Here is a 26941-nt window from a genome sequence, read left to right as displayed (position 1 = left end):
TGGGTTACACTGGAAAACAAGTGCTACCCCTAGTACAAGAATGTTGACATCTTTCTGGGAAAGGTCTCCGGTTGTACCGGGTGTTTTGTTCTGTTCCAATGCAAAATAGGCAATCCTTGACGAAAAGTTTCTCTTTTTCTCCGAGACGGATTCTTTATACTGACCGTATAACAAGAACCCGGAAGAGGTGAGAGGATTGTCTACAATCCCCAAGCTAGAAAACTATCTCCGCTATACGATTGCTACTGCTCTTTTTCCGCTGACATGTACTCAGGCGTTGTGGACGCAGTATGACCGCTACCGATACAAGCCTGCCGGACAGCACATCAGCATCGGTTCCCGTGAACTTCATGCCCATGTTACGGGAAACGGAAAAACGACCATTGTCATGGAGGCCGGAATGGGCGGAAATCTGCTGGATTGGTCGTTAGTGCAGCCGGAGCTGTCACGTGACGCTACGGTTGTTACCTATGATCGTGCCGGACTAGGCTGGAGCGAAGGCTCTGACAAGCCTGCCACCTGCCAGCAGTATGTTGACGATCTCCGCAGCCTGTTAGCTGCCTTGGAGCTGCAGCCTCCGTATGTACTGGTAGGGCATTCCTTCGGCGGGATGGTGATGAGGCTGTTCGCTGCAGAGTATCCGGATGAAGTGAAGAGCTTGATTCTCGTGGACGCCGTCCATGAGGGCCGATATCTTGCAACTGATATGTTGGAGACAGGACAACGCAACAGGGATAGCCTGAATCAGTTGAGACTAGGCTATCTGCTGTCTCCGACTGCGATACCCAGATTGGCTGGCCGTCATATCGGCTCGCGTCGCTTGCCACCTCCTATGCTGGAGCAGGTCAAGGCTGCCGGATACAGAAACAGCGCATACAAGGCGATCTATGCTGAGCTGTTGGATGCACACGAAAGTGCCTTGCAATTGGCTACAGCTGAGCCGCTACGAGTAGATTTGCCGATTGTTGTGCTGAGTGCAGGGCAGCAGGATAAAGAGTGGCACAGGGGGCAGCTTCAGCTGGCCGAGCTTACATCCCGCACCCAACATATTGTTGTAAGGGATAGCTGGCACTCCATTCAGATTTACCGACCGGATGTCGTTATTGACGCTATACGAAGTCTATTATAGTAAAAGCGCATCTACTTGAACTGGAAGAAAGACTGCTGCAACCAGCGGTTCGTACATCGGTAGAAGAACTCTCAGCATTGCTCGCGGATGATTTTATTGAATTTGGCAGTTCGGGCAACGTGTGGTACAGGCAAGAAGGGCTCAACGAGAATGGGATTGGTGTAGTAAATATGACTTTGAGCGATTTTGAAATTCATTCATTATCCGAGAATACGACATTAACAACGTACAGGATATTTAATGAGCATAGACAGCAGTATTCCTTACGCAGTTCTATCTGGAAATTCAGAGAGGGCAGATGGCAGATGTTCTTCCATCAAGGTACCCCTGTCCTTAAATAAATTAAAAGTTCACAAGGAGATCTAATATGACACCTAATTATGAAATTACTTATGGAAGTCAGGAAGAATCGGAATACATCAGGCGAAAGTTGATTGAATTTAATGCGAAGAACGTTCCGGAAGCGTTAAGTTCCCGTTATGAAGAAATTAATCTAAGCGTCAAGGATGCGCACGGTACGGTGGTCGGCGGGATGCTGGCAGTACTCTGCTGGAATTGGATCGAGGTAGAAATATTATGGGTTGAAGAATCGATGCGAGGGCAGGGCTACGGTAAACAGCTGCTGAACCGAATTGAGGATATCGCCAAGGAGAAGGACTGCACGTTCATCAAGCTCAACACGTTCAGCTTTCAGGCTCCGGATTTCTATCCCAAGTATGGTTATAGGCTAATGGCCGTTATTGAGGATGCACCGCTGGGCAGTCAGCATTATTATTACATTAAGGAGCTTACCACAGACTGATGGAGATGGTATGCTTCTCAGATAAAAAGCCTCAGCGGTTGTTATGACCACTGAGGCTTGCTGTCTATCTACGGACACTTTGCAGGGTTCCACCGCGGGTTCCGTTAGGGCGTCCATCAGGCACAATGATCGCCCTAGAGTGGCAAATCGCGCCGGCGGAACAAGGCGATGCCGAGGCTGAAGGCGGCCAGGCCCACCAGTAGCAGGACGGCCGAGACCAGGCCGACCTGTGTACCGTCCTTCACAATCTCGCCAGGGCGATAGAGTGTGAACAAGGTCAAATACTTCACCCAGCTCAGCTGGTCGCTGATTTTACCTAGCAGATCCAGGGTGAAGAAGCCGAAGGTGATTCCCCCTGAAATACCGAGCGCTTTCTTCTCGTCGTTCGACACGCTGGAGATAAGAAAAGAGATCCCGCCGATGGCAAAGAAAAGCAGGAAGGCAACGGTGTTGAGATCAAGGAAGCGCCCGGCGTTAAAGTCGTAGCCGTTCCCAAGGAACCAGAACACCCCAAGGAATCCGGCGCCAGTTGTTGCGGCCACGATAACCAGCAGGGCCGTAATCAGGACAAGCGCCTGTGTTAGCGCCACCTTGCTTCGGGTCGTCGGTGTGGACAATAGGTAGGCCATGGAACCGCGGTCCACGAGTCTGGCCATGAGCCCAGTGGACATTTGCACACAGAGAATGGATAGCAGCAGGACAAGAATAAGGCCATAATACTCGCCAGAGATGAAGGCTTCGGCGCTGGAGAAGCCGCTGTTTAGTCCGAAGGCGTTGCCTACGCTCTCTGGCATAGCACTCACTAGATCATTTATGGCTTTCATATTGTTCGCTAAGGCCGGATAGAGCCAGATAATCAGCAGAATGTAAAAAGCAGACCCGAAGGCATAATTCAAAATTCCCTTCAGGTTGACCTTTATCATTTCTTTATAGAGTGGAAGGTTCATCGCGCTTGCCCCTCCCGTTCATAATAATTCATAAAAATATCCTCTAGGTTCTGGGTGAATACATCTAAGCTGCGAATACTGTATTTCGCCGTTTCCCGGATGAACTGATCATAATTCCCTTGTACCGCCACTCTTACCCGGCTCCCGTCACGGGACTCCACGTGCAGACTTCCTTCGGAACAGAACCTGTCTGCCTCGTCGCTGTGTTCAAACACTACATCAAACAGCTTCCGCTGCATGGATTGCAGCTCGTGAATATTCTTGACAGTGATAATCCGGCCATCCTTGATGATGGCAGCCCGGTCACAGGTGCGCTCAATCTCCTGAAAGCTGTGCGAAGACATCAGGAAGGTGGTTCCGGCGGCCTTTTCCTCTAATACGAGTTCTATAAATACCTTCTGCATCAGCGGGTCGAGGCCCGAGGTTGGTTCATCCAAAATCATAACTTCCGGACTGTGCATGAACGCGGCGACGATACCGACCTTTTGTTTCATCCCTTTGGACATTTTGCGGATGGGTGTCCCTGCATCAAATTGCAGACGTTCGATCAGGGCGGAGCGCTTCGTGAAGTCCTTCAAGCCCTGCATTTTCGCCATAAAATCAAGAAAGCCCTTGCCTGTCATCCCGTCTATAAAAGCAATCTCTCCCGGCAGATAGCCGATATGCTTCTGAACACTTCCTTGCGCCTTCCAGACATCCAGACCGGCTACTGTTGCAATCCCCCGATCAGGCTTCATGAAACCCATAATATGCCGGATGGTTGTGGATTTCCCTGCGCCATTCGGCCCGAGAAACCCGAAGACCTCTCCTTTCCTAACGGAGAAAGATACATCTGTAATTCCCTTGCCATTGGCAAAACGCTTTGTTAAGCCTTGCACAGTCAGCATGGCGACACCTCCACTGTCCTGTAGAATGCAAATAATGAACTATTATTGGGAATATATTTCATATATTATATACGTATGAACGGTTTTGAGAAAAGATCTGCGCTGATTAAGGAGAAAATTACAAACGCAACGCTTGAGATGCTAAAGACCTCGGAGCCGAAGCGGATGCGGATTGCCGATATTGCCAAGGCTGCGAACGTCTCACAAGTGACGCTATATAAGCATTTTGGCAGCAAGGAAGAGCTGCTGAGGGAAACTCTCAAGCACCTAGTGGAGCAATCTACGCGTGAATTCGAAGCTTTTATTCATCAAGAGCCTTCTATGAAGGAGATCGTTCAGTATATCCTTGGGATGAAGAAAGGAACCTATACCATACTGCGTCCAAGTCTGGTGCAGACATTGATGATTGATGATCCGGAAATGTTTCAGTACTTGCAGGTACAATATGCCGAACGAACGCTTCCGCTTATGTTAAGGATGGTAGAAGAGGGACAAGCACGCGGGGAGATTTCCTCTAAAGTGTCGGCCAACGCCGTACTAATGTATATGCAGATGTATATGAAAAGTATGGAGGAGCTCTTGGAGCAAGCTAAGGTGGAGGAGAGCCTGGATACCTTTATGGAAGAGACGCTCCATCTGTTTTTCTATGGTATTTTCGGAAGGGAAGCAGAAGAGTAGGAGCATTGACTTCAGCACTATAACTGTAGGGAAACACGGTTGCCTTAAGCTCTCTGTATTTAAGCGAGTCGCCTGAACCTTCTTTCTGAAGGATTGGGCGGCTTTTTGGTATACCCATTATTTCTGTACGAAATGACCCACCTGAAAATTAGTAACTCTACCTTGAATGAGATGCCTAGTTTCAAAAATATGAACCGTTTACAATTAATCACGTAAAGAGGTTTTTTTTGGAGGTGCATAAGTGATATGAAAGCCAGTACACAAATTACTATGGAATCAAGCTCACCTAATGCGAGAAGGGAAGGATGGAAAGCGATATTCAGAAAAATTTATAGGCAGCGATACCTTCAAATTATGGCTTTGCTTGGTATAGCGTGGATGATCGTATTCAATTATATACCTATGTATGGAATTATTGTCGCGTTTAAGGATTATGACATCATTTCTACAATTGCAGAAGCTCCATGGGTTGGTTTGGAGCATTTCAAAGAATTTTTGCAGGATGATGCACTAGTCGAGGTCATTCGCAACACGCTTGGTATCAGTTTAATTAAACTGATTGTTGGTTTTCCCTTACCGATCATATTCGCTCTGTTACTAAATGAAGTTCGGTCTGTTTTCTTTAAAAAATCAGTTCAGACTATTACTTATCTTCCACACTTTCTGAGTTGGGTTGTTCTAGGTGGGATTTTGGCAACTTGGCTGTCTGATGTAGGTGTGATTAACAAAATATTAATGGCTATGAATGTTATTGATGCCCCGATAAGTTATCTGGCGGAAGCTAAATACTTTTGGACAATAATCATTGCATCTGACATTTGGAAAGAACTCGGATGGTCGGCGATTATCTATCTTGCAGCTATTAGTGGTGTTTCCCCTGAAATGTACGAAGCTGCAACGATAGATGGTGCAGGGAGATTTCAAAAAATCCTTAATATTACGCTTCCGTCTATCATGGGTACTATTTCCATCCTATTTATTCTAGCTGTTGGTGGTGTATTGAACTCAAATTTCGATCAAATTCTGGTACTCCGCAATCAGCTTAATGCAAGCGCAAGTAATGTTGTCGATATCTACGTCTATCAAACGGGATTGAATGAAGGACGTTACTCGTATTCAACAGCCGTTGGTCTACTGAAAAACGTTATTGCTCTTATGCTTTTAGTCGGAGCTAACTCTGTAACCAAAAAGCTTAATAATACTTCACTATTCTAGTATCTTGACATGAAAAGAGGAATGCACATGATTTCAATGAAGAGGCAGACGAAAGGCGAATTCGCTTTCGAGATTATGAATGGCATTTTGATGCTTGCCATCTGCTTCATCACCCTTTACCCCATTTGGTATGTTGTCGTAAATGCCTTCAATGATGCTAACGATGCAATGCGGGGAGGGATCTATTGGTGGCCTCGGCAGTTCAGCTTAGAAAGTTTTAAGGCTGTATTTGATAGTAAGGGTATCATGACAGCTATGGGAATTACTGTTGCAAAAACTGTCTTGGGTGTTCTGGTTCACGTCCTGTTTACTTCTATGGTAGCGTATGCGTTTAGTCGCGAAGAATTATATGGGCGTAAATTATATATGATTATCGGGACAATTACGATGTTTTTTGGCGGAGGATTAATTCCAACTTATCTTTTAATCCGTAATCTTCATCTACTTGATAATTTCTTGGTTTATATTATTCCAGCAGCTTTTAGCTTTTTCGATCTCATCATCTTTATGAGCTTCTTCCGTGAAATACCAGCAGGATTGGAAGAGGCGGCCAAAATTGATGGTGCAAATGACTTCAAAATATTCCTGAGGGTTATCATACCTGTATCTATGCCAGTAGTAGCAACCATAGCTCTCTTTCATGGTGTCTATCAATGGAATGATTACTTTACAGGAATGATCTATATCAATAATACCAATTTGCAGCCTATTCAAACCTTCTTATATCGGGTGGTTGCCCAGTCCAGTTCCAATCAGATGATCTCGGCAATGCCTACCGGTGTAGCCAAGAATATAACTTCTCAGTCACTGAAACTCGCTACCATGATTGTGACAACTGCACCAATTGTAGTAGTATATCCTTTCTTGCAGAAATATTTTGTTAAAGGATTTATGATCGGTTCCATTAAAGGATGAACTAGCAAGCTGATCACAATTATCCATCCACCCTTAAGCGTTGGATTGATGATAAATGAAGTTTATATCTAAATTAGAAAAGGGGAAGAGCAATGGGAAATTCTTTACGAAAGACTACTGCAGGTCTACTAGCACTTATCATGGCTTTTTCGGTTACTGCGTGTTCTGGCGGAAATAACAATGCCAATGGTTCTGCCGAGAAGACTAACAACAAACCGTCAACGAATACAACCACAGAGGAAGCCGCAGCTCCTTCAAGTGATGAACCAACCTGGAAGCAGGATACTTCACCGATTACGTTCGACTGGTATCTCAATTTCAGTTGGGCTGATGTCAAGTGGGGAGATAACGTGGTTACAGATTATATCACCAAAAAAACCGGTGTTGATGTGAATTTTATTGTTCCTGCCGGGAATGAAAATGAAAAGCTTAATACGATGATGGCTTCCGGCTCCATGCCTGATTTCATTACTCTGGGCTGGTATGAAGAAGCCATTAAAAAGATGATTAAAGGTGATCTGGTCCTGCCGCTCAACGAATTGGCAGAGCAATACGACCCGTACTTCTTAAAGGTAGCTGACCCGGCCAAACTTGGCTGGTACACACAACCTAATGGAAATGTGTATGGATATCCCAATGCGTCTTCCTCTCCTGCGGATTATAAAAAATATGGAGAGCAGTTTACCTCCAATCAAACATTCGTAGTGCGTAAAGATATGTATGAAGCGCTGGGTAAGCCGGATATGAGTACTCCAGAGGGTTTCTTGAATGCGCTTAAGCTAGCCAAAGAAAAATATCCGGAAGTGAGCGGCCAGCCGTTGATTCCGCTTGGACTTCATGAATTCACAGAAACAGGAAACTACTCGCTTGAAGGCTATCTGCAGAATTTCTTGGCGATTCCTCAAGAGAAAGACGGCAAATTATACGACAGACGCCAAGATGCTGAATATCTGAATTGGCTGAAAGTGTTCCGTCAAGCCAATCAGGACGGACTGCTAGCGAAGGATGTCTTTATTGACAAACGGGCACAAATGGAAGAAAAAATTGCTCAAGGACGTTACTTTGCGATGTTGTATCAACGCACAGACTTTGAACCGATTAATACAACTTTGTATCAAAAAGATCCTAATTCCGTTTATATTGCTGTAGATGGACCAGCCAACAGTGCTAAAGATGCGCCTACACTTTCTGGTCCGGGAATCTCTGGATGGACTGTGACCTTGATTTCCAAAAACGTCAAAGATAAAAAACGCGCGATTGCCTTTATGAGTTATCTGCTTAGTGAAGAAGGAAATAAAGACTTGTTCCTAGGTGAAAAAGGTGTAACTTATGATACTATTGATGGTAAAGATCAATTCTTGCCTGACGTGCTAAATCTCTTGAATACGGATCGTACGGCTTTCGACCAAAAGTACGGTGCTTCTTTCAGATATTGGATGCTTATGGATACCAATATGAACTTGGCGTGGAACCCACCGGGAGCGCTACCTAACAGTCAAATGGCGGATTGGACCAAAGGTAAAGCTATCAGCATGGCCCAATATGATAATCTTGATCCGGATGCAACCAGCAAGGAAGGTATTGCCAATAGTAAGAACGCTCGTTTATGGGGCAAGGCGCTTCCTAAAATGTTAATGTCGAGCTCAGATGCAGAATTCGATAAAGTGTTCAACGACTACTTGAAGAACCGCGGCGAGCAAGAAGCTATCGATGCATACCGTCAAAATGCGTATGAGTCTAATATGAAAAAGTTGAGTTCTTTTGAACAATAGTAGTATTCATTAATAAGCAAGCTCGGATATTCACTCTGTAATTTTGAATGAATATAACCGGGCTTGCTTCTATCATTATGTAGAATGTGGTGGATATTTGAAGATTAAAAATATAAAAATGCTAGTGTATATCCAAAAATATATACGCAACCTTTCGCTTCAAGCGAAGTTGATCCTTTCGTTTATGATTTTGATTTTTATTCCGGTGCTTATTTTCTCGTCTTACAGCTTTTCTCATGAAAATTCTAAATCTATGGATGAACTGATCAGAAATAATGAAACGATTCTCGATATTGAGAAAACAAATATAGAAAACAATATTGAACTTATGGAGTGGACAGCTCAACTTGCACTTTCCAATCGGGAAATGAACGATTTTCTGCAATCCCAGAAAGACTTTAACACAGAAGCCTTGCTCGAAATCAAAACGAAATTAATAAGGGAGTTTCAATATTATCTTTTTAACAATCCTAGAGTATCCAAAGTCAGATTATTCACAAGTAACCCCAATGTGCAGGAGTTTTGGCCAGTACTTCTTCAGGAGTTCCGCATTCAAAATAAATATTGGTATAAGGACGTACTGGAGCAAGAAGGCAGTAGTTATTGGGTAATGGGCGAGCAGGAAGGCGTATTGGTCGATGCACCTTCAGAACCCGTAAGGTTCGACGCATCGCTACTCAAGGAGTTTAAATTTCTTGATGATACTACGCATAACGGCATATTGGAAATAAGTATGAGCATGCAGAATTTTTTTCTGAAAACCTTTAGTAAAGTTCAAGATCCATCTTCTCAATTGGTTATTGTTACTCGGGATCATAAAGTATTTAGTTTGGATTCTTCGGTCATGTTCAATAATGTCTCCGCCGAGCAATATATTGAAAGCGTTATACTGAGCAATGAGCCAAGCAACGAAGTGGTTAAATTTTATACAGCTGGACAACCTTATTTGGCCATTCAGAGCTATATCCAATCTATTGATGTCCATCTTGTCAATATTGTGAGTCTGGCAGATACGATGGCTGATATCAAAGAAAGACGAAACAAATTAATTATCATCATTATCTTTTTGATGGCGTTCTTAAGTTTATTATCTTATTTCATGCAGTCGATGATTCTTAAACGTCTTAGAGTCTTGAAAGATTCAATGAAAAAAGTGAGAGGCGGCAACTTTAATGTGGATCTTCCGATAACGGGAACGGATGAGATCGGAGAGCTCGGACATCATTATCGGAAACTGCTTAGTAAAATTAATGAACTCATTGAGGAGCAGGCAAATAGGCAAGCGGCAGGTAAAGAAGCAGAGCTGAAAGCGCTCAAGAACCAAATTGATTCGCATTTTCTGTATAACACTTTGGAGAATCTGAAGATGCTTGCGGAGATGGAAGGCCAATATGTTATTTCGGACACACTTACCTCGCTTGGAGGGATGATGCGTTATACACTGCAGTGGACACGAGAGCATGTAAAGCTAAAAGAAGAGTTGAATCATGTTCATCATTATATTGACATCATGAATATCCGTTACAATGGTAAAATTGAACTGGGTGTAGTGGTAGATCCTGCGTTATTAAATCAGGAATCACTAAAGATGTCTTTGCAGCCCATTGTGGAAAATGCAATTAAACATGGGATGAAGCAGATGAACTCAAAATCCGGTAAGTTTATCATTTCTATTACAGCTATGGCTGAGAAGAATAATTGTCTCATTGAGATTATGGATAATGGTTGCGGCATTCCCGAAGAGAAGATCCGTATTCTATCCAACTTGTTGCGCATGGAGGAAAGAGACTATCAGGAATTACGGGGAAAGGTTCAAAACGGAGGGGGCAGCGGCATCGGTCTTCGCAATGTGGATCAACGCCTGATTATGAGCTATGGACTTAACTATGGTATACGCATAGAGAGTATGGTGGGTAGTTATACTCGTGTTGTAATGAGTATGCCCCTTCTTAAATTTGAAGGGAGGAAGGACATTGATGATTAAATTAATGATTGTTGACGATGAGTATAATATTCGAATGGGACTACAGTCCATGATCGAAAGGAAGTTTCCTGAGGTTTATTCTTTTCGATTCGCAGAGGACGGAAGTGATGCCTTGGAGCAGCTAGAACAGGATCCTGCAGACGTCATTATTACGGACATCCGAATGCCTGTAATGGATGGAATCACACTATTATCCCATATTCAGAAGTTCCCATATAAACCAGAGGTTTTATTACTTAGTGGATACGATGATTTTCAATATGCACAAAAAGCGATACGATATCAGGTTAGGGACTATTTGCTCAAACCCGTCGTACGCGAAGAATTATATTCATTTTTGGAGAACATCAGGATTGAGATACTGGATCGAAAATTGCATAATGAATTGTTAACCAGATCTTCTCCTTCGGATTGGATCGCCACTATTCTCAATTCTAACAGCAACGATTCTAGTGAAACATCCACCAATTTGCTAAATGCAGGATACGGTTGGCTAGAGGAGCAATACATATTGGGGATTATATGTATAAAGCAGAATGATCTCATATCTGGCCTGCTGTCTGAAGTGCAGAATATTATTTTTAGCAAAGACAACGAAGGCAATATAATAGTTGTAACTCAAAATAAGGATGAATTTCTTCAACTAGCAGAAGAGCTGAAGAAATTAGGTGAGCGGGAATGCCGAATTGCTCTCAGTTCTAGTACAGAAGGGATTCAGCAATTGCGCAAAGCGTATAGTGAAGCCAAACAGACGATGAAATATTTCCTGGTTATCAATAACACGGAAGTTCTATTCTATGACCATATTATAAAGCGGAATTTAAATTGCGAGATACCTCTAGAGACGATCCGCCGAATCTCCAATCTGCTTGGTACAGACCGTCTGCCAGAGGTTAAGCAGCTCTTTCAACAGATCTTCAACAGCCATGTGATTAGCCACTGTGAGATTGGATATTTGGAGTGTATCAGTGTAATCATGAATGAAGAAATTTTTGATAAGGTTTACCGGTATTATGGTCAAGAATCAATTCATATTTTGCGGCTATATAGCCAGGTGGGTCACATTGGGAATTTTCAGCGCTTTGAAGACTATTATAATAAGGTTGAAGAACTGTTAGAGCGTTTAGATGTCTTTATGAAAGTGGCCAGAGAGCAAAGCAGTCAAGAAAACAAGAGTATGCAAAAAGCCGTTAATTACGTGCATAAGCATTTTGCCGAAGACTTGAACATGGCTGTGGTCTCAAATCAATTGTCACTCAACTATACTTACTTCAGTCACGCATTTAAAGAATATACGGGAACAAGTTTTTCTTCATATTTAAGAAATTTCAGGCTGGAGAAGGCAAAGGAGCTCCTTTCAGATTCTGATCTAAAAGTATACGAAATAAGTAAGCAGGTAGGCTTCGATAATGTGAAACATTTCATCCGGATTTTTAAAGAATCAGAGGGAATAACCGCGCTGGAGTATCGGAATCAGAACCAGCAACCCGTCGTTTTAGAGAAAAACTAATGTATAAGTAGGAAGAGTACGCATACGGGTGTGCGTGCTCTTTTTGTATACCCAAAAAAACAATACCCTACCTGAAATTGAACGGATAGGTTATTAAAATGGATTTTCTTATAATAAAAGCAAGGCGAAAGTAATCAGTAGGTATTATCAATTCAAATGATTGCAAACGCATACAAACTATTATATGAGGAGGGGAAGTATTGAAGAAATTATTTTGCTATGTATTAAGTGCTCTTCTGCTCCTTATTGGGCCGCAAACCATTAATGTTCAGACAGCATTCGGCCAGTCAGCTCCACAAGATTCCCGAAACGCGGGAAAAGTATCTGTATGGTATTCCTCAGAAGACGGAAGCAATCATCTTACACCACAGCAGAATGGCCAATTTACGGAGGGAATCTCTGAGCGTAATGTAAGAACGCTAAGCGTGGATGATCGCCAAACCTTTCAACCCTATCTTGGGGTAGGCTCCTCGCTGGAAGAATCTACAATCTATAATTTAATGAAGTTGTCAGATGAAAAGCGTGAAAAGGTTCTGAAATTCTTAATGGACCCTAAAACAGGGCTTGGGTGGAACGTCATTAGGATAACATTTGGAACCTCGGATTTTACCAGTCGTGAGTGGTATAGCTATAATGATCATCCTCCAGGTGGAAGTGATGCGGAGATGAAATATTTCTCCATCCAGAAGGATATTGATTATCATATTATTCCGGTGATTAAAGAGGCTCTTAAATATAATCCGAATGCGAAAATCATAGCCTCTGCGTGGAGTCCTCCAGGCTGGATGAAGGAATCGGGAAAGATCGAGGGCGGAGTAGATAAAACAGGGAAGATGAAGGATGAATATTTGCCAGCATTAGCTCTTTATTACCGCAAGGCTATCGAATCCTATGCCGAGCATGGTATTCCTATTTATGCGATGAGTCTTATTAACGAACCTAATATCCAGGTTGATTATCCAATGACTCAAATGACCGTCGCTCAGCAGACGGAGTTAGTCAAACTTATGAAAAAAGAATTTCAAAATAAGAAAAATGGAAGTATTCTCAATACCCAGGTGTGGGTGAATGAATTCAATATTTTTGACTGGGAGAAAAATAAGGCGATTTATGATGATCCGGAAGCTTATGCCGCAGCAGACGGAACTTCATTCCATGACTATTATGGTGAATTAACCGGTATGAGCGAAGCTCATCATGCATATCCTGACAAACCCATTTATTTGACGGAGAGATCCGTTTGGGGAACAAAAGGTGTCGATAGGATTATACAATATTTCCGAAATTATTCGCGGACTTATGTTGCCTGGGTCACCATGCTTGATAATAATGGACAACCAAATGTCTCCAGCACGGCAGCTGGTCGCACTTTATTAACGCTTGATGCAGAGAAGAAAGATCGCGTAACGTTAAATTTTGAAGCTTATATGCTTGCCCAATTCTCAAAGTTCATTCAGGAAGGCGCTGTGCGGATTGAGAGTAACCATTTTGATGCTGCTTTTGATCAATTAAAAGCCGGAATGACTTCCGATTCCATCTCCCCGGCCATTTCAAACGTTGCTTTCAAGAATCCTGATGGCAGTATCGTCATGGTAGCTACTAATACTTCGGCAACATCCAAAGACCTGCGGGTTACCTGGAACGGTGCTGAATTTAATACCACTTTGCCTAGTAAAACAGTTGCCACATATAAATGGACTCCTTGGGCGAAGGGAGCTCTGAAAGATACCATAACTTCACCAGTAGTCTCTTTGGGAAGCGGGAAATATGTAGATGAGGTACAGGTAGCCATATCGACAAAGGTCAAAGGAGGCATCATTCGATATACGTTGGACGGTAAGAATCCATCCGCTACTTCCCCGGCGTATCATTCGCCGCTTACATTGAAACAAACGGATACAGTATTGAAGGCAGCCGTTTTCGTTACAGATAAGAATGAGGACGGAAAAAAAGGAACGGTTAGGATCTCCCCATTGGTCTCACCTCGATATGAATTTGTACAATCCAAGCTACTTCCTGGCAAGTTCGAAGCAGCTGATTATATGGATACTAATGATGGACAGACAGAGAACAGTTCAGAAGGTGGATTAAATGTAGGATATATTGATAAAGGGGATTGGATGGATTACCCGGTTGAGATATCCGAATCTGGTAGCTACAAATTTGTATATCGTATCGCTACTAATGGAGGAAAAGGAACAATTGATGCCCAAATCAACAGCAAGACTGTAGCCCAAACTGCTGTGAAGAACTCGGGGGGCTGGCAAGTCTGGGGCAATATCGTTAGTGAACCTGTCGTGCTTGAGAAAGGTAAGCAAACTCTTCGTCTATATATGAATGGTTCGTCGTTTAACCTTAAGTCCATTCAACTGGTTCATGAAACAGACAGCGTTGGAGGTCTACTACAAGATCCAGAGGATTTAAAGACTGTTCCAATCACAGGCAATCAGATAAGAAATGGTGAGTTTACGAAGGACGCTACCGATTGGACGCTTTGGCAAAGTAAGGGGAACACAGACGGTGCAAAAGGTGAGGCTAAGTTTGATGTGGTTGCCGATGAAATGAAGATCAAGGTAGTGAATGAAGGTGATTGGGGTGGAACCGACGGCTGGGAGATTCAAATGAAGCAAGGTAAGCTGCAATTAGTCCAAGGCAAGACATACGTCGTGAAATTCCAAGCCAAATCTTCGGCTGCTCGGACGATTCAGGTAGCTGTGGAAGGAGCGAATAATTCAGATGGAAGCCAGGACTATAGTGGGAAAAGAAACATTGAGCTTACGCCAGCAACAACCGAACATACCATTGAATTTAAAATGCTGAATACTACGGACGCTGCTGCGCAGTTGAATTTTTTAATGGGTCATGTGGGTACGAAATTGAATGCATCCCACGAAATTACAGTAGATAATGTGAGCATTTCAATGAAAGAAAACTAAATATTAGGAGGGGAAATGTGTATGAAACTGAATATGAAGGCTGCTCCATTAAAAATGTTATCCATTTGCCTGGTAGCTTCCTTGCTTGTGGTAACGCCTCCTCCGAAACCTGCCAGTGCCGCTCCTACATCCGAGGTATGGTTAACCGACTCCAGCGCAGGTGCTAAGCTGGTCCAAAGACCGGGCACTTCGTTTACAGCAGACGATGGGGCTGCGGGGCTGGCTATCGTAGTTGATGAGAATATAGCCTATCAACAAATGGATGGTTTTGGCGCATCGTTGACGGATGCTTCTGCCTGGCTGCTACAGCACCAATTGACAACAGCCAAACGGACAGAAGTTATGGAAAAGCTGTTCGGTACTTCCGGGATTGGACTTAGCTTACTTCGGCAGAGTATTGGTTCCTCTGACTTCAACTGGGAAATCTACAGCTACAATGAGACACCCGGGGATACCAACATGAACAATTTCTCGATTGCCAGAGATTTGCCTTATATTGTTCCCATGGTGAAGCAAGCGAGAACAGTTAATCCCCAGATTAAAGTCATGGCAGCAGCCTGGAGTCCACCAGGTTGGATGAAAAAAGGGCAGTTTCCTAATGTCAGCAATCCAATGAATACTGGATACTTAGACCCTCAGTACTATGGGGCTTACGCTAACTATCTTGTGAAATTCATTCAGGCCTACAACAATCAGGGTATACCGATTTATGCAATAAGTCCTGTTAATGAACCTGGTCTGCAAAATGCAGAATACCCGACCACGTATATGTCTGTTTCGGATCATAATAACTTTATCAAAAACAATCTGGGCCCGGCTATTAGAAACGCAGGATTAAATACGAAGATCATGGCTTACGATTTTAACTGGGATAATATTTCGTTCCCTCAACAAGCCTTAGCCGATCCTGCCGTAAATTCATATGTGGCTGGAACAGCATTTCATCACTACGGTGGCGATCCGTCAGCTATGACGATTCTGCATAATCAATTCCCTAATAAGGATATCTGGTTCACAGAGGGCGGCTATGGCTCCTGGAATCCTAGCTTCAACGGAATGATGCGTGAGATGATTGCAGTGCCAAGAAACTGGGCGAAATCCTATATTCTATGGAATCTGGCACTAGACCAGAATAATGGCCCGTCGCTCTTATCCAACAGCATAAATTGGGGAACGATTACAGTTCGATCTGATGTGAGGGATAATGTCACTTATAATGATCAATATTATGCCATTGGTCATTTTAGTAAATTTGTAGCTCCCGGTGCTTATCGCATTGCCTCAACTACGTACGGAACGGGTACGCTTGATCAGGTGGCCTTCAAAAATAGTGATGGTAGCAAAGCGATCGTTGTATATAACTACGGTACATCAAGTAACACCTTTAAAATTGTCTGGAATGGACAAAAAATTACGTACACTTTAAATGCCAACTCTGCAGTAACCTTTAAATGGAGTTAATTACCGCATAGAAATTTAGGCAGCTGAGAAGGAGATAAGACTCATATGTTTGAACATACAGATCGCAGTTTAGTCAAAGGATTCCTGCGAGCGCAGGGAACAGATGTTGTTAATGGAGACGGGGAAAAAATTATACTAACCGGTTGGGGACTGGGGAACTGGTTACTGCCCGAAGGGTATATGTGGTTGTCACGTTCGGAAAGATTCGACCGACCGCGAAGAATGGAACAGGTTATCCGCGAACTAACAGGTAGTCAGTATTCTGAGAGCTTCTGGACCCGTTTTCGTGAAAACTATGTTACCCGTGAGGATATTCGCATGATGGCTGAACTGGGTTATAACTCCGTAAGGATTCCGTTTAGCTGGCGGGTGCTGATGGAGGATGAAGCGGGAACGATCTGGAACGAAGATGGCTTCGCTTTGCTGGACCGATGTCTGGATTGGTGCGAGGAGTTTAAGCTGTATGCCTTTTTAGATCTACATGGTGCTCCTGGTGGACAGACAGGTGCCAATATCGACGATTCGGTGGATGAGTTCCCGCGGCTTTTCACCGATCCTGAAAGCTGGAATAAGGGTATCGAACTGTGGAAGGAATTAGCCCGTCGTTATAAGGACCGCTGGATTGTAGGCGGTTATGACCTGCTGAATGAGCCGCTTCGTCCCGGACTGAATGAGGGTTATCACCAGTATTATCTTCTGCAAAAGCTGGCAGATTTCTATGATGAGGCTATCCGCGAGATTCGCGCCATTGATCCAGTGCATATGTTATCTATTGAGGGGCATCATTGGGCTTCAGATGTTTCCGTATTCTACAAACGTTACGATGACAACATGGTCATTCATTTCCATCGTTATGCCTGTATGCCAGGAATCGAAGCCTTTCAGGAGTTTCTGGATACCTCCAAGCGTCTGAATCAGCCTTTGTGGCTCGGTGAGACGGGAGAGAATTATCCGGAATGGTTCGCAGCTATGTATCCTTTAGCGGTTTCTGTGGGAATCGGTTACAATCTGTGGCCGTGGAAAAAAATGGAGTGTACCAATTCGCCTTTCTCTATCGCTCAACCTGAGGGCTGGAAAGAATTTCTCGCGTATTCTGAAGGTGGCCCTCGTCCGGAGGAAAAGGATGTACAGAGGTCGCTGGATGCTTTCCTTGAGAATATGAAGCTAGAGAATTGCCTGGCAAATCCATTGGTAACGGATTCGGCATTCCGACGTCCGGGCTGCCGTGTGCGGGCGACAGATTTCGATGAACTGCCTGGTAAAGGTCAAAGCTTCAGTGGCCTACGTGAGGAAGGGAACATTTACCGCTATCGGTCTACGACAGGGATGAAGCTGATCTCGTTATCCGATAAGCTGGAGAAGAAGCGTTTTGGTTTTGACAGTGGCTGGGACTTGTTGGGGCTTGAACTACGGGAGCAGGAGTTTGCCTGCTACACTTTCAGCGAAATTAATGACGATGGTTATGTGCAGTTGGAGTTGAAATGCACAGAAGATGCTCAGTTAACAGTGGAGCAAGATGATAAGGAAATTCAGGTAGTCAAATTGCAGAGTAACGATGAGAAAACTCATGTCCGTGTAGGTCCGTTTAAGAGTGCTCAGGAATCGGTAATAAAAGTAGCTCTTCAGCAAGGTACTATAGAACTGCTGTCCATAGAACTCGAACGTTTAGCGTGACGCTAAAACTAGTTTACAGTGCTTGCGGGGTTGTCGCCAGTTTGTGAGGCAGAGATCGAAGAAGCTTACAAGTTTAAGCAGCCAGTCTCCGGAAATCTACCGGGGACTGGTTATTTGGGTTCGCTCAGCATGGGCATCATCTCTAATAATGCACTAGATTGAAATCGGGTTGAGGGAACAAACGAACCGTCAGTATTTGGTGAGAGGACTAAAGTGAGCGTCGTTCTATTGAGGGCGGCGTTTTGTTGTTTTTATTGCTTTTCTTCATTATAAATGGAAAAATGTTCGTTCTATGCTGTTTTGTCCCCTTTATAAGGGTTAATTGTACGCAAAATACCGAAATGTACCTATCCTGGGAATCCATCTTCTACTATGATCTTTCCGTAAGAAAGCGCTATCAAAATGATTTTAACCAACATTCAGAGGGGGTAGGAATGATTTTGAAAGTAATCGGAAAAAGGTTGGGTATGAGTTTGCTGGTATTCATTATTGCAGTAGCACAGTTGGGTTTTGCAGGGACGAAAAGCAATGTGGCGCATGCGGCAGATCCAAGTATGGCCCAGAAGCCGTACATGGGCTGGAGCAGTTACAGCATGCAGGTGTATGATGGGGCAGGCGATTGGACATCGGCAGAGGGCGTCAAGAAGCAATCGGATGCCATGCGTGAGAAGCTGCAAGCCCATGGCTATGAATATATTAATATTGATGCAGGATGGAACGGCGGCGAGGATCAATATGGCCGGCCCATTCCGAATGAGGCCCTGTATCCGAACGGATTTCAGGAGGTCATCGACTATGTTCATAATAATGGACAGAAGATCGGGATTTATCTGATTCCAGGAATGTCGATAACTGGCTATAACGCAAACTATGAAATTTATGGGACTAACGGACAATGTCGTATGCGGGATATAGCAGCACAGCCGCTTACGAAAATGGACTATTGGGATTCCTATATGTATAAAATTGATTTCAGTAACCCATGCGCCCAAAAGTACATTGATTCCATCGCGGATCTCCTTGGCGAATGGGGGATTAACTTTGTCAAATTTGACAGTGTGACCCCTGGTTCGGGGATCAACAACCTGAGCCGTGATGCACGCGGCGATGTAGAGGCTTGGTCCAAGGCACTCGCGAGAAACAATATCTGGTTCGAGCTTTCATGGGCACTGGACCATAATTATGCGGATTTTTGGAAAAAGTACGCCAACGGCTGGCGGATTGACTGGGATATTGAATCCTACGACAGCAGTAAAGGATTAACGGAATGGCCGAATATTTCCCGTTTGTTCCCTCTTGCGGCTGTTTGGTGGAGGGAGGCAGGACCAGGGGGCTGGAATGATTTTGATTCCCTGAATATCGGAAATGGCTCCATGGATGGTCTGACCAGAGATGAGCGAAAGACAGCCATGACGTTCTGGTCGATCTCTTCTGCCCAGCTCTACACAGGCAATGACCTGACAAGACTGGACGATTATGGATTGGAGCTGCTGACCAATGACGAAGTGATTGCGGTCAATCAGGCTGGACGTCCCGGTCATCCGGTATCGATGGATAAGCAGCAGCAAGTTTGGTATGCCAATAACGGAGATGGCACTTACAGTGTAGCTTTGTTCAATCTGGGCAACCGCAGTGCGGAGGTTAAGGTCAAATGGAGTGATCTCGGACTTGAAGGTCCAGCTTCGGTACGTGACCTGTGGAGCCATTCCGAGCTAGGTAATTTTGACAAAGAATTCAGCGGCGGTGTACTTGAACCTCATGCTTCACGGATGCTCAAAGTGACTGCGCTGAGCGGCACATCTGCCGTCAATGACGATGATACAGGCATGCGTTATAGCGGAGACTGGAAACGCAATGGCGGCAAGGAGCAGTTGAACGGAGCACAGGACATCAGCATAGCGATCAAAGATACTACTGGTGCAAATTCAGCGCTAGCTCCACAAGCTGATAATCTGGACGCTGTAGCTGATAATGCTGTAAATTCAGCTTTGGCGAACAATGCAACCGTTACGAATGTAGTCTACATTAATGATGATGATAGCAATATTAAATACAACGGCTCGTGGAAATCGAGCACCGGAAGAGCTTTCGGTGATTACAATAGCGATGTGCATTACACCGAGACTAATGGTGATTCTTTTGAGTACACCTTCATAGGCACAGGCATCGATGTGCTGACGGAGAAGGATAGAGAACAGGGCGACATGATTGTTACCCTCGATAATGGAACACCGCAAACTGTAAGCGCTTATACGAGCGGACCGAGAGAAGTACAGCAGGCTGTGTACAGTGCTTCGGGTCTGGCTAACGGTCCACATACGCTCAAAGTGGTTAAGGGTTCGGGCCAGTACATGCTGCTTGATGCTCTCAGAGTGACAACAGAAACACCAGCAGGCGGACAGAATAGCACAATTAATCCTGTGTCGGCTGGCTTTGACAAGGCTGTGGAACAACAGAAAGATATTACTGTTTCATTGTCTCTGAACGGCAATACACTAGTTGGCGTTGAGAATAACGACGTACCACTTAGTACGGACGATTATACGGTAGCCAATGATAAGCTTACTATTAAAAAGGAGTATCTCGCACTACAGCCTGTTGGCACTACGAGCTTGAACGTAATTTTTAGCTCGGGTGATCACCAGACACTGACCATCCGAATCAGTGATTCTACGGGCATTCGTTATGCGTTCATTAATAACGATGATCCTGGTATTAAGTACAACGGTTCCTGGTCGCGCAGTACCGGAAGAGGGATGGGCGACTATAAGGATGACGTGCAGTACACGGAGACTAACGGCGATTCTTTCGAATACACCTTCAGAGGAACGGGAATTCAACTGGTCACAGAGGTAGATCAGTCACAGGGAGATATGGATATCTATCTGGATGGTCAATTCCAACAAACCGTTAGTGCCCATCGTAATGGACGGTTGGCTCAACAGGTCTTGTACAGTGTCTCCGATCTACCGGATGGAATGCACACACTCAAAGCTGTGAAGAAATCAGGCCAATTCATGCTGCTAGACATGCTGAAGGTTGAAATTCCGAATATGATTAATCCGGTACAAGCGAGCTTCGATAAGTCAGCTTCTGCTCAGGCGGATCTTAATGTGACGCTGCTGCAACAGGCAGAGAGCTTCATCGGGATTACCAATGGAGCATATAATCTAATTCCGGGGACCGATTATACGCTTGACGGGAACCGTGTTACCCTGAACAAATCTTATCTGGCTGCGCAGCCGGTGGGTACGCTGAACCTCAGCTTTGCCTTCGGCGGCGATTATCTCAATGATGTGCATTACACAGCGGTTGATGGTGATTCCTTTGAATATACTTTCAAAGGTACTGGAATCAGCATGATCACACCTACTGGACCAGAGCAAGGCGAAGTAGATATATATGTAGACGGACAGCTGGTACAGACCGTAAATGCTTACAGTCCGAGCCGTCAGATTCAACAAGAGATCTATAGCATCTCGGGATTGTCCAGCGGGGTACACACGCTCAAAGCCGTAAAGAAATCCGGTGAGCTCATGCTCACAGACCAGTTGAAATTCACGGTCGTTACTGCAGATCAAGGTGGACCGGTGAAGCCAACTGAATCACCAGCGCCGACCGAAACGCCAGTGCCAACAGAATCTGCTGGACCAACTAATCCAACAGGACCATCGAATCCAAGTGATTATTCTAGCTCTGTAGTTCAGCCTACAGCTACTCCAGCTCCAACAGCAACCCTTGCTCCTACTACCACTCCGGCACCGAGTACAGGGGATGATGATTCTCAAGTCATTCAACACACAGCGTACATCAAAGGTTATCCAGGCGGCTTGTTCAAGCCGGATAACAAGATCACCCGTGCTGAAATGGCAACTATTCTTGCAGGTATTGCTCAGAAAGAAGCCACTGGATCAAATGTCGTATTCAGTGATATCAAGTCCGACTATTGGGCTGCAGAAGCTATAACCAAGGTTGCCAAGATGGGGCTGATGAATGGCTACCAAGACGGTACATTCAAGCCGAACCAATTCTTGACCCGGGCAGAGCTGGCAGTTCTGGTAGCTGCTCTTGACGAGACCGCTGCACCTGCGGGGCATGGTTTCTCTGATGTTGCAGGCCACTGGGCACAAGCAGACATCTTGAAAGCTCAGGGTGCGGGCATCTTGAATGGTTATGCTGATGGAACTTTCCGTCCTGCGATAATTCTGACACGTGCGGAAGCAGTTGTTGCCATCAATAGAGTGCTGGGCAGAGGCCCGCTCAAGGGAGTGTTACAACCACAGTGGAGTGATGTTCCATCTTCCCACTGGGCATTTGATGACATTGAAGAAGCATCTCGAGATCATGTTTCCAAGCCCGGAACAACAAGCGGAGAACAGTTCGTGAAATAATTACAAGAAGGACTAGAACAACGGGGGGCCCTTCGGCCCCTTTTTTCTGAATGAATAGGGATGTTAACGAAAGGGGAAGTCAGATGAATATTTTGATTACCGGTGCCAGTGGATTCATCGGTAGAGCCTTGGTCAAGCACCTGGCGGACAAGCATTGTGTTATTTGTCTGTCACGGAAAGCTCCGGAGGGAGCTGCGGCTTATGTACAGGGTTCTTTTGACGTTATGGAGGACCTGAAGGGGCTTGATGCTTATGACATTGAAGCCGTTATTCATCTTGCCGCCGTGACCGGAGGCTGTAGCGAAGAGGAAGGGCTTGCTGTAAATGTATTGGGCACAAGGAGACTCTTCCGGTATCTACTGGATCGCGGCTGCCGGAAGTTTATTACTGCTAGTTCCATTGCCGTGGCAGGAGGGTTGGATGAAGAATTTGTCCCATTGGAGTTGCCTATTCCTGATGAACACCCATGTCTGGCCACCGATGCCTACGGACTTAGCAAGGCTCTGGTAGAGGAACTGACCCGCTATTTTCACCGTGTCCATACCGATGCTGACTTTATCAATTTGCGTCTCGGTGCCGTAGCTGCGGAAGACTGGACTCCGCCTACGCTGGAAGCGGGCTCCCGGCCATCACTTCCGTTCATCACAATGGCCCATGTTTATGCTGATGATGTGGTCGAAGGAATCACTGCGGCACTGCATGCCCCACCTAGGCCAGGAGTGAGGACTTTGAATCTGGTGGGGCCGGATGCGACCAGCAATCCCCCTGTGGCGGAGGTGTTAAGTAATATTTTAGGTAATTCCTATAATTTGGATTATTATCATTTCCCGGGTCATAATTATAAGCAATTATATGCTATGGATCGGTTCAAAGAAGAATTTGGATTTGTGCCTGTTAGGTCAACACGATGCGAGAAAGACGGTAATCAGGAGAATTGAAGCGACGAAAAAAGCAGAGCTCGGGATTGCCGATAAAAAGCAGTGATAGCAACGGGATATCGCTGCTTTTTATACATTTCCGAGTGTATATAGCGTGCCGAAAAGAGGTTGAACACTTGACTATACTGAAAAATGTTTTAATCTATAAACATGACAGCGCTATCAATGCCACATTTAGGAGAGGAGTCCATCATGCTTAAATATTCCAGTGTCTTCCGCAAATTTCTAATCTCCTATGTGGTTATTTTGATTATACCCAGCATTGGCGGCTACATGTCTTATCTAACATCGATTTCGGTGACACGCTCGATCTCTATTGAGAACAGCGTAACCCAGCTTCAGAAGAGCCAAGAGATATTGGAGCGCCGGATGGCGGAAGTCGAGGGCTTTACCAGACAGCTTGCGATAAATCAGGAATTGAATGTTCTGATGAACGAGCGGGATAATGAGACGAATGTCTATGGCATATGGAGAGCGATGCGGAATGTCCTGACCTTTGGGCAGACCAATGATTTTCTGCAGGATTATTTTATTTACCTGGCCAATTACAAGCTGATTTTGACTCCGGGTTCTTCTTACAGACCTGACCATTATTATGAAAATTTCCATTACAACGATTTGTCGCTGGAAGAATGGACAAAGGAAGTGCTGGAGAAAACGCATCGGAGCGAAATCAAGCCACTCAGTTCTTTTGTCAGCAGAAAGATGCAAACTTCAGTGATCACGTACATGCAGTCACTGCCTCTGGATAGTTTCAATGAAGCTTCACCGGCCGTTGCGGTTGTAGTCATTGACGAGAAAGTCATTTCCAGTCTGCTCTCCGGTCTGACTGAGCGTTATGGAGGCTGGGTTCATATCAGCGATGCTAAAGGGCAGACCATTGTCCTGCAGGGGAGCAGTAAACCGGAAATGGTTACAATGGTCTCTGATCCGTCGTTTGACAAGAACGAAGTCAGCCAGTTCTATGGTGATGACTTGGTGATCACGACCCGCTCAGATAAGAATGGCTGGGTATACAGGGCAGGCATTCCCCGGCAGGTTCTGATGGAGAATGCCAACAAAATCAAGGAAATGACGTGGCTGATTACGGGAGGCACGCTGCTGATCGGCCTGATTGTCGGCCTGGTGCTAGCTTATCGCACTAGCGCACCGATTAACCGTCTGCTCAGTGTTATGAAGGAGCAGTTCGGGAAGGACGAAGCAGGTCCGAAGAATGAATTTGACTTTTTGAGCGGAAATATCGCCGATATGATTACCCAGAACAAGTATCTGGAGTCAGAGCTGAACCGCCAGCTTCCGCTGGTCAGGGATGCATTCCTGAAGCGATTGATTGCCGGCGAATTTAAATCACGGGATGAGATTCTTTCCGCTGCCCAGCAGGCGGATATTAACCTGCAACAAGGCAAGGGGTATGCCGGAATTATCCAGATTAACGGATATGCTGGTATGGATAGTGTGGAGATTCTGAATGAGCTGAGTGCTTCTCGTCTGCTCGTGAAGCAGGGCTTGTCTGAGCTTGGCGTGGATGTTCTGATGACGAATATGGGCTCCGATAAAGTCGTCACCCTGTTCTTTTCTATGGATGAAGAATTGGGTGAAGAGAATGAGACTGCTGACATCACCCATACCATGAAGAATCTGGCGCAGTATGTGTTTAATGAATACCGCATTACGATCCAGGCGGGCTTCGGCGAACTGTTCACGTCGGTGACCGAGGTCAGCCTGTCGTTTGATCAGGCCAATCAGGCCTTGGAATACGCTGTCTACATGAATAAAAAAGGAATTATGTGGTACAATGAGGCCCAGACGGAGAACACGACTTATTATTATCCGCTGGATTCGGAGCAGCGGCTGATCAGCACGATCCGGGCCGGAGAGCTTGAGGAAGCCAAGCGGATCGTCCATGCTATTATCGTACAGAATATGGAGCAGCGGGAGCTGTCCATCGAAATGAAGCACCAACTCGTTGGGGAAATGAAGGGCACCTTCCTTAAACTGCTGGATCAAAAAGCTTTTACAGAATACACTTCCATCGAGAATGTCAAACGGCGGGTCATTGATATCGGGTCTTCGGAGCCGCTCGAGACCATCCAGTCTGAATTCAACGAAATTATGGAAGAGCTCTGCGGGCTTATTGCCAACAAGAAGAAAGATACACATATCCAGATCATTAAGCAGATCAAGGAGTATACGGCAGAGATGTACTCTGATTCGGAGCTGACCTTGTACCGGGTTGCTGAGCAAGTGGAGAGACCGGAAAAATATATCTCCCAATTGTTCAAAGAGGTCACAGGTGTTAATTTCTCCGACCACCTTGTTAAAGTCAGAATGGATCAGGCTGTAATTTTGCTAAAAGAGAGTGGATATACCGTTGACGAGATCGCCACACGGGTTGGATATAATAGCTCACATTCCTTCAGACGAGCTTTCAAGCGGTTGATTGGCATATCACCAAGCGCATACAGACAGTGTGCTGATGAATGAATATCTTCAAGATCTAAGGCTGCGTTGTCCGGTTCCGGACAGTGCAGCCTTTTTTCTCCCACTTCAGGCAGGGTACCGGAAAAATGGCCGTTCCTGTGCTATTTTGTGCCCCCGAAAACGGGTTAACTGTACGCTGAAACGCCCAATTGTACCTATTCAGGGGACAGTAAAATCCACTATGATCAGTCGTAGAAAGCGCTCACAAAATACAAAACAGAGGCTGTTGGATAGGGGGAATTGTTCTGGAGAAACAAATCGCTTTAAACCGTAAGTCATTGCCGCAGAGCAAGGGACCGGGCTTTTGGTACAATGCCCGCAAGAGTATTATGAAGCACTGGCAGTTGCATCTGCTGGTCATTCCGCCCTTGCTGTTTTTCCTCATCTTCAAGTATTACCCGATGGTTAACGCTGTTCTTGCCTTTAAGGACTACAACGTTATCAAGGGAATATGGGGAAGTCCTTGGGTTGGACTTAAAAATTTTCGGCTATTCTTTGAGAATCCACAGTTTTGGATCCTGCTGAAGAATACTATTATGCTTAGTGGTTATCAGTTGCTGGCGGGATTCCCGATCCCGATTATTCTTGCCCTCATGATTAATGAGATACGTGGAGGCAAGTTCAAAAAATTCGTTCAGCTAGTGTCGTTTGCACCTTATTTCATCTCAACGGTTGTCATGGTGTCGATCGTTATGCTATTCCTGGCACCACGGCTCGGCTTTGTCAACGTTGCCCTTAACTTCTTCGGACTGGATTCTGTTAACTTCTTGGGTGAACCCGGGATGTTCCGTTCGATCTATGTCTGGTCTGATATTTGGCAGACAGCAGGTTACAGCGCGGTCGTATATTTGGCAGCGCTTGCGGGGATAGACCCTACACTGTATGAAGCGGCGAAAGTTGACGGTGCTTCACGTTTTCAAAAAATTCGTCACGTCGATTTGCCAGGGATTATACCAACCATCGTCATCATCCTGATTCTGAATGTAGGGAATGTAATGGCGATCGGCTTCGAAAAAGTCTACCTGCTGCAGAATCCACTCAACTTGGCCAATTCTGAGATCATTGCAACCTATGTCTATCGGGTTGGTTTGTTGAATGCCAACTACAGCTTCGCTACTGCCGTTGGTCTGTTTAACTCGATCATCAACCTGGTCCTCTTGTTTACAGTGAACGGTTTGGCGAAAAGAATTACCAAGAACAGCATCTGGTAGGAAAGGAGCC

General features: G+C 45.0%; 18 protein-coding genes. 16 read left to right on the top strand and 2 right to left on the bottom strand.

Translation table 11 applies throughout. The features are described 5' to 3' along the window. The first annotated feature begins 187 nt into the window (after positions 1-187). Genes ACFORK_RS16270 through ACFORK_RS16260 form a run of 3 tightly spaced genes read left to right on the top strand, consistent with a single transcriptional unit; the run spans position 188 to position 1931 of the window. The gene (locus ACFORK_RS16270) at positions 188-1129 is read left to right on the top strand and encodes an alpha/beta fold hydrolase (RefSeq protein WP_379200722.1); all 942 of its coding nucleotides are present in this window, start codon (positions 188-190) and stop codon (positions 1127-1129) included. Continuing rightward, positions 1123-1470: a nuclear transport factor 2 family protein gene (locus ACFORK_RS16265; RefSeq protein ID WP_379201227.1), complete on the top strand. Its 348-nt coding sequence runs from the start codon at positions 1123-1125 to the stop codon at positions 1468-1470. The genes ACFORK_RS16270 and ACFORK_RS16265 overlap by 7 nt, the downstream gene beginning before the upstream one ends. A 26-nt stretch (positions 1471-1496) precedes the next feature. Further along, entirely contained in the window at positions 1497-1931 is a 435-nt protein-coding gene (locus ACFORK_RS16260) for a GNAT family N-acetyltransferase (RefSeq protein WP_379200720.1), read from the top strand. 134 nt (positions 1932-2065) lie between these two features. Here the strand turns inward: ACFORK_RS16260 and ACFORK_RS16255 are convergent, their stop codons facing one another. Further along, positions 2066-2878: an ABC transporter permease subunit gene (locus ACFORK_RS16255; protein WP_379200718.1), complete on the bottom strand. Its 813-nt coding sequence runs from the start codon at positions 2876-2878 to the stop codon at positions 2066-2068. After that, positions 2875-3765, bottom strand: a complete 891-nt coding sequence (locus ACFORK_RS16250; RefSeq protein ID WP_379200716.1) for an ABC transporter ATP-binding protein — start codon at positions 3763-3765, stop codon at positions 2875-2877. The genes ACFORK_RS16255 and ACFORK_RS16250 overlap by 4 nt, the downstream gene beginning before the upstream one ends. A gap of 75 nt (positions 3766-3840) precedes the next feature. On the opposite strand from ACFORK_RS16250, the gene ACFORK_RS16245 reads away from it, so the two are divergent. From ACFORK_RS16245 to ACFORK_RS16185, 13 genes are all read left to right on the top strand, one after another. Next, positions 3841-4443, top strand: a complete 603-nt coding sequence (locus ACFORK_RS16245) for a TetR/AcrR family transcriptional regulator (RefSeq protein WP_379200714.1) — start codon at positions 3841-3843, stop codon at positions 4441-4443. Between the two features lie 270 nt (positions 4444-4713). Continuing rightward, positions 4714-5658, top strand: a complete 945-nt coding sequence (locus ACFORK_RS16240; RefSeq protein WP_379201225.1) for an ABC transporter permease — start codon at positions 4714-4716, stop codon at positions 5656-5658. 27 nt (positions 5659-5685) lie between these two features. After that, positions 5686-6573 (top strand): carbohydrate ABC transporter permease, encoded by an 888-nt coding sequence (locus ACFORK_RS16235; protein ID WP_379200712.1) that lies wholly within the window; start codon positions 5686-5688, stop codon positions 6571-6573. 92 nt (positions 6574-6665) lie between these two features. Beyond that, complete coding sequence (locus ACFORK_RS16230; protein ID WP_379200710.1) at positions 6666-8345, top strand: type 2 periplasmic-binding domain-containing protein; 1680 nt, start codon at positions 6666-6668, stop codon at positions 8343-8345. A 97-nt stretch (positions 8346-8442) separates the two neighbouring features. Then, complete coding sequence (locus ACFORK_RS16225) at positions 8443-10329, top strand: sensor histidine kinase (RefSeq protein ID WP_379200708.1); 1887 nt, start codon at positions 8443-8445, stop codon at positions 10327-10329. Further along, positions 10322-11839 (top strand): response regulator, encoded by a 1518-nt coding sequence (locus tag ACFORK_RS16220; RefSeq protein ID WP_379200706.1) that lies wholly within the window; start codon positions 10322-10324, stop codon positions 11837-11839. The genes ACFORK_RS16225 and ACFORK_RS16220 overlap by 8 nt, the downstream gene beginning before the upstream one ends. Positions 11840-12039: 200 nt before the next feature. Next, positions 12040-14775: a carbohydrate-binding protein gene (locus ACFORK_RS16215; RefSeq protein ID WP_379200704.1), complete on the top strand. Its 2736-nt coding sequence runs from the start codon at positions 12040-12042 to the stop codon at positions 14773-14775. A 21-nt stretch (positions 14776-14796) separates the two neighbouring features. Continuing rightward, a complete protein-coding gene (locus tag ACFORK_RS16210; protein ID WP_379200701.1) occupies positions 14797-16236 on the top strand; it encodes a glycoside hydrolase family 30 protein in 1440 nt (479 codons plus the stop codon). Between the two features lie 45 nt (positions 16237-16281). Beyond that, positions 16282-17910 (top strand): glycoside hydrolase family 5 protein, encoded by a 1629-nt coding sequence (locus ACFORK_RS16205; protein ID WP_379200699.1) that lies wholly within the window; start codon positions 16282-16284, stop codon positions 17908-17910. A gap of 434 nt (positions 17911-18344) precedes the next feature. After that, positions 18345-22301, top strand: a complete 3957-nt coding sequence (locus tag ACFORK_RS16200) for a X2-like carbohydrate binding domain-containing protein (RefSeq protein ID WP_379200697.1) — start codon at positions 18345-18347, stop codon at positions 22299-22301. A gap of 83 nt (positions 22302-22384) precedes the next feature. Further along, on the top strand, positions 22385-23239 hold the full coding sequence (locus tag ACFORK_RS16195; protein ID WP_379200695.1) for an NAD-dependent epimerase/dehydratase family protein: 855 nt from the start codon (positions 22385-22387) through the stop codon (positions 23237-23239). A gap of 192 nt (positions 23240-23431) precedes the next feature. Then, positions 23432-25723 carry a helix-turn-helix domain-containing protein gene (locus tag ACFORK_RS16190; protein WP_379200692.1) on the top strand — a complete coding sequence of 764 codons (2292 nt, stop codon included), beginning with the start codon at positions 23432-23434 and terminating at the stop codon, positions 25721-25723. Positions 25724-26049: 326 nt separating this feature from the next. Then, positions 26050-26931: an ABC transporter permease gene (locus ACFORK_RS16185; protein ID WP_379201223.1), complete on the top strand. Its 882-nt coding sequence runs from the start codon at positions 26050-26052 to the stop codon at positions 26929-26931. Positions 26932-26941 lie beyond the last annotated feature (10 nt).

Origin of the sequence: Paenibacillus sp. GCM10012306, from assembly GCF_042649265.1 — a bacterium.
GTDB lineage: Bacteria > Bacillota > Bacilli > Paenibacillales > Paenibacillaceae > Paenibacillus_AQ.
The sequence above is the reverse complement of the archived record's forward strand: the minus strand, read 5'-3'. Positions and strand labels throughout refer to the sequence as shown.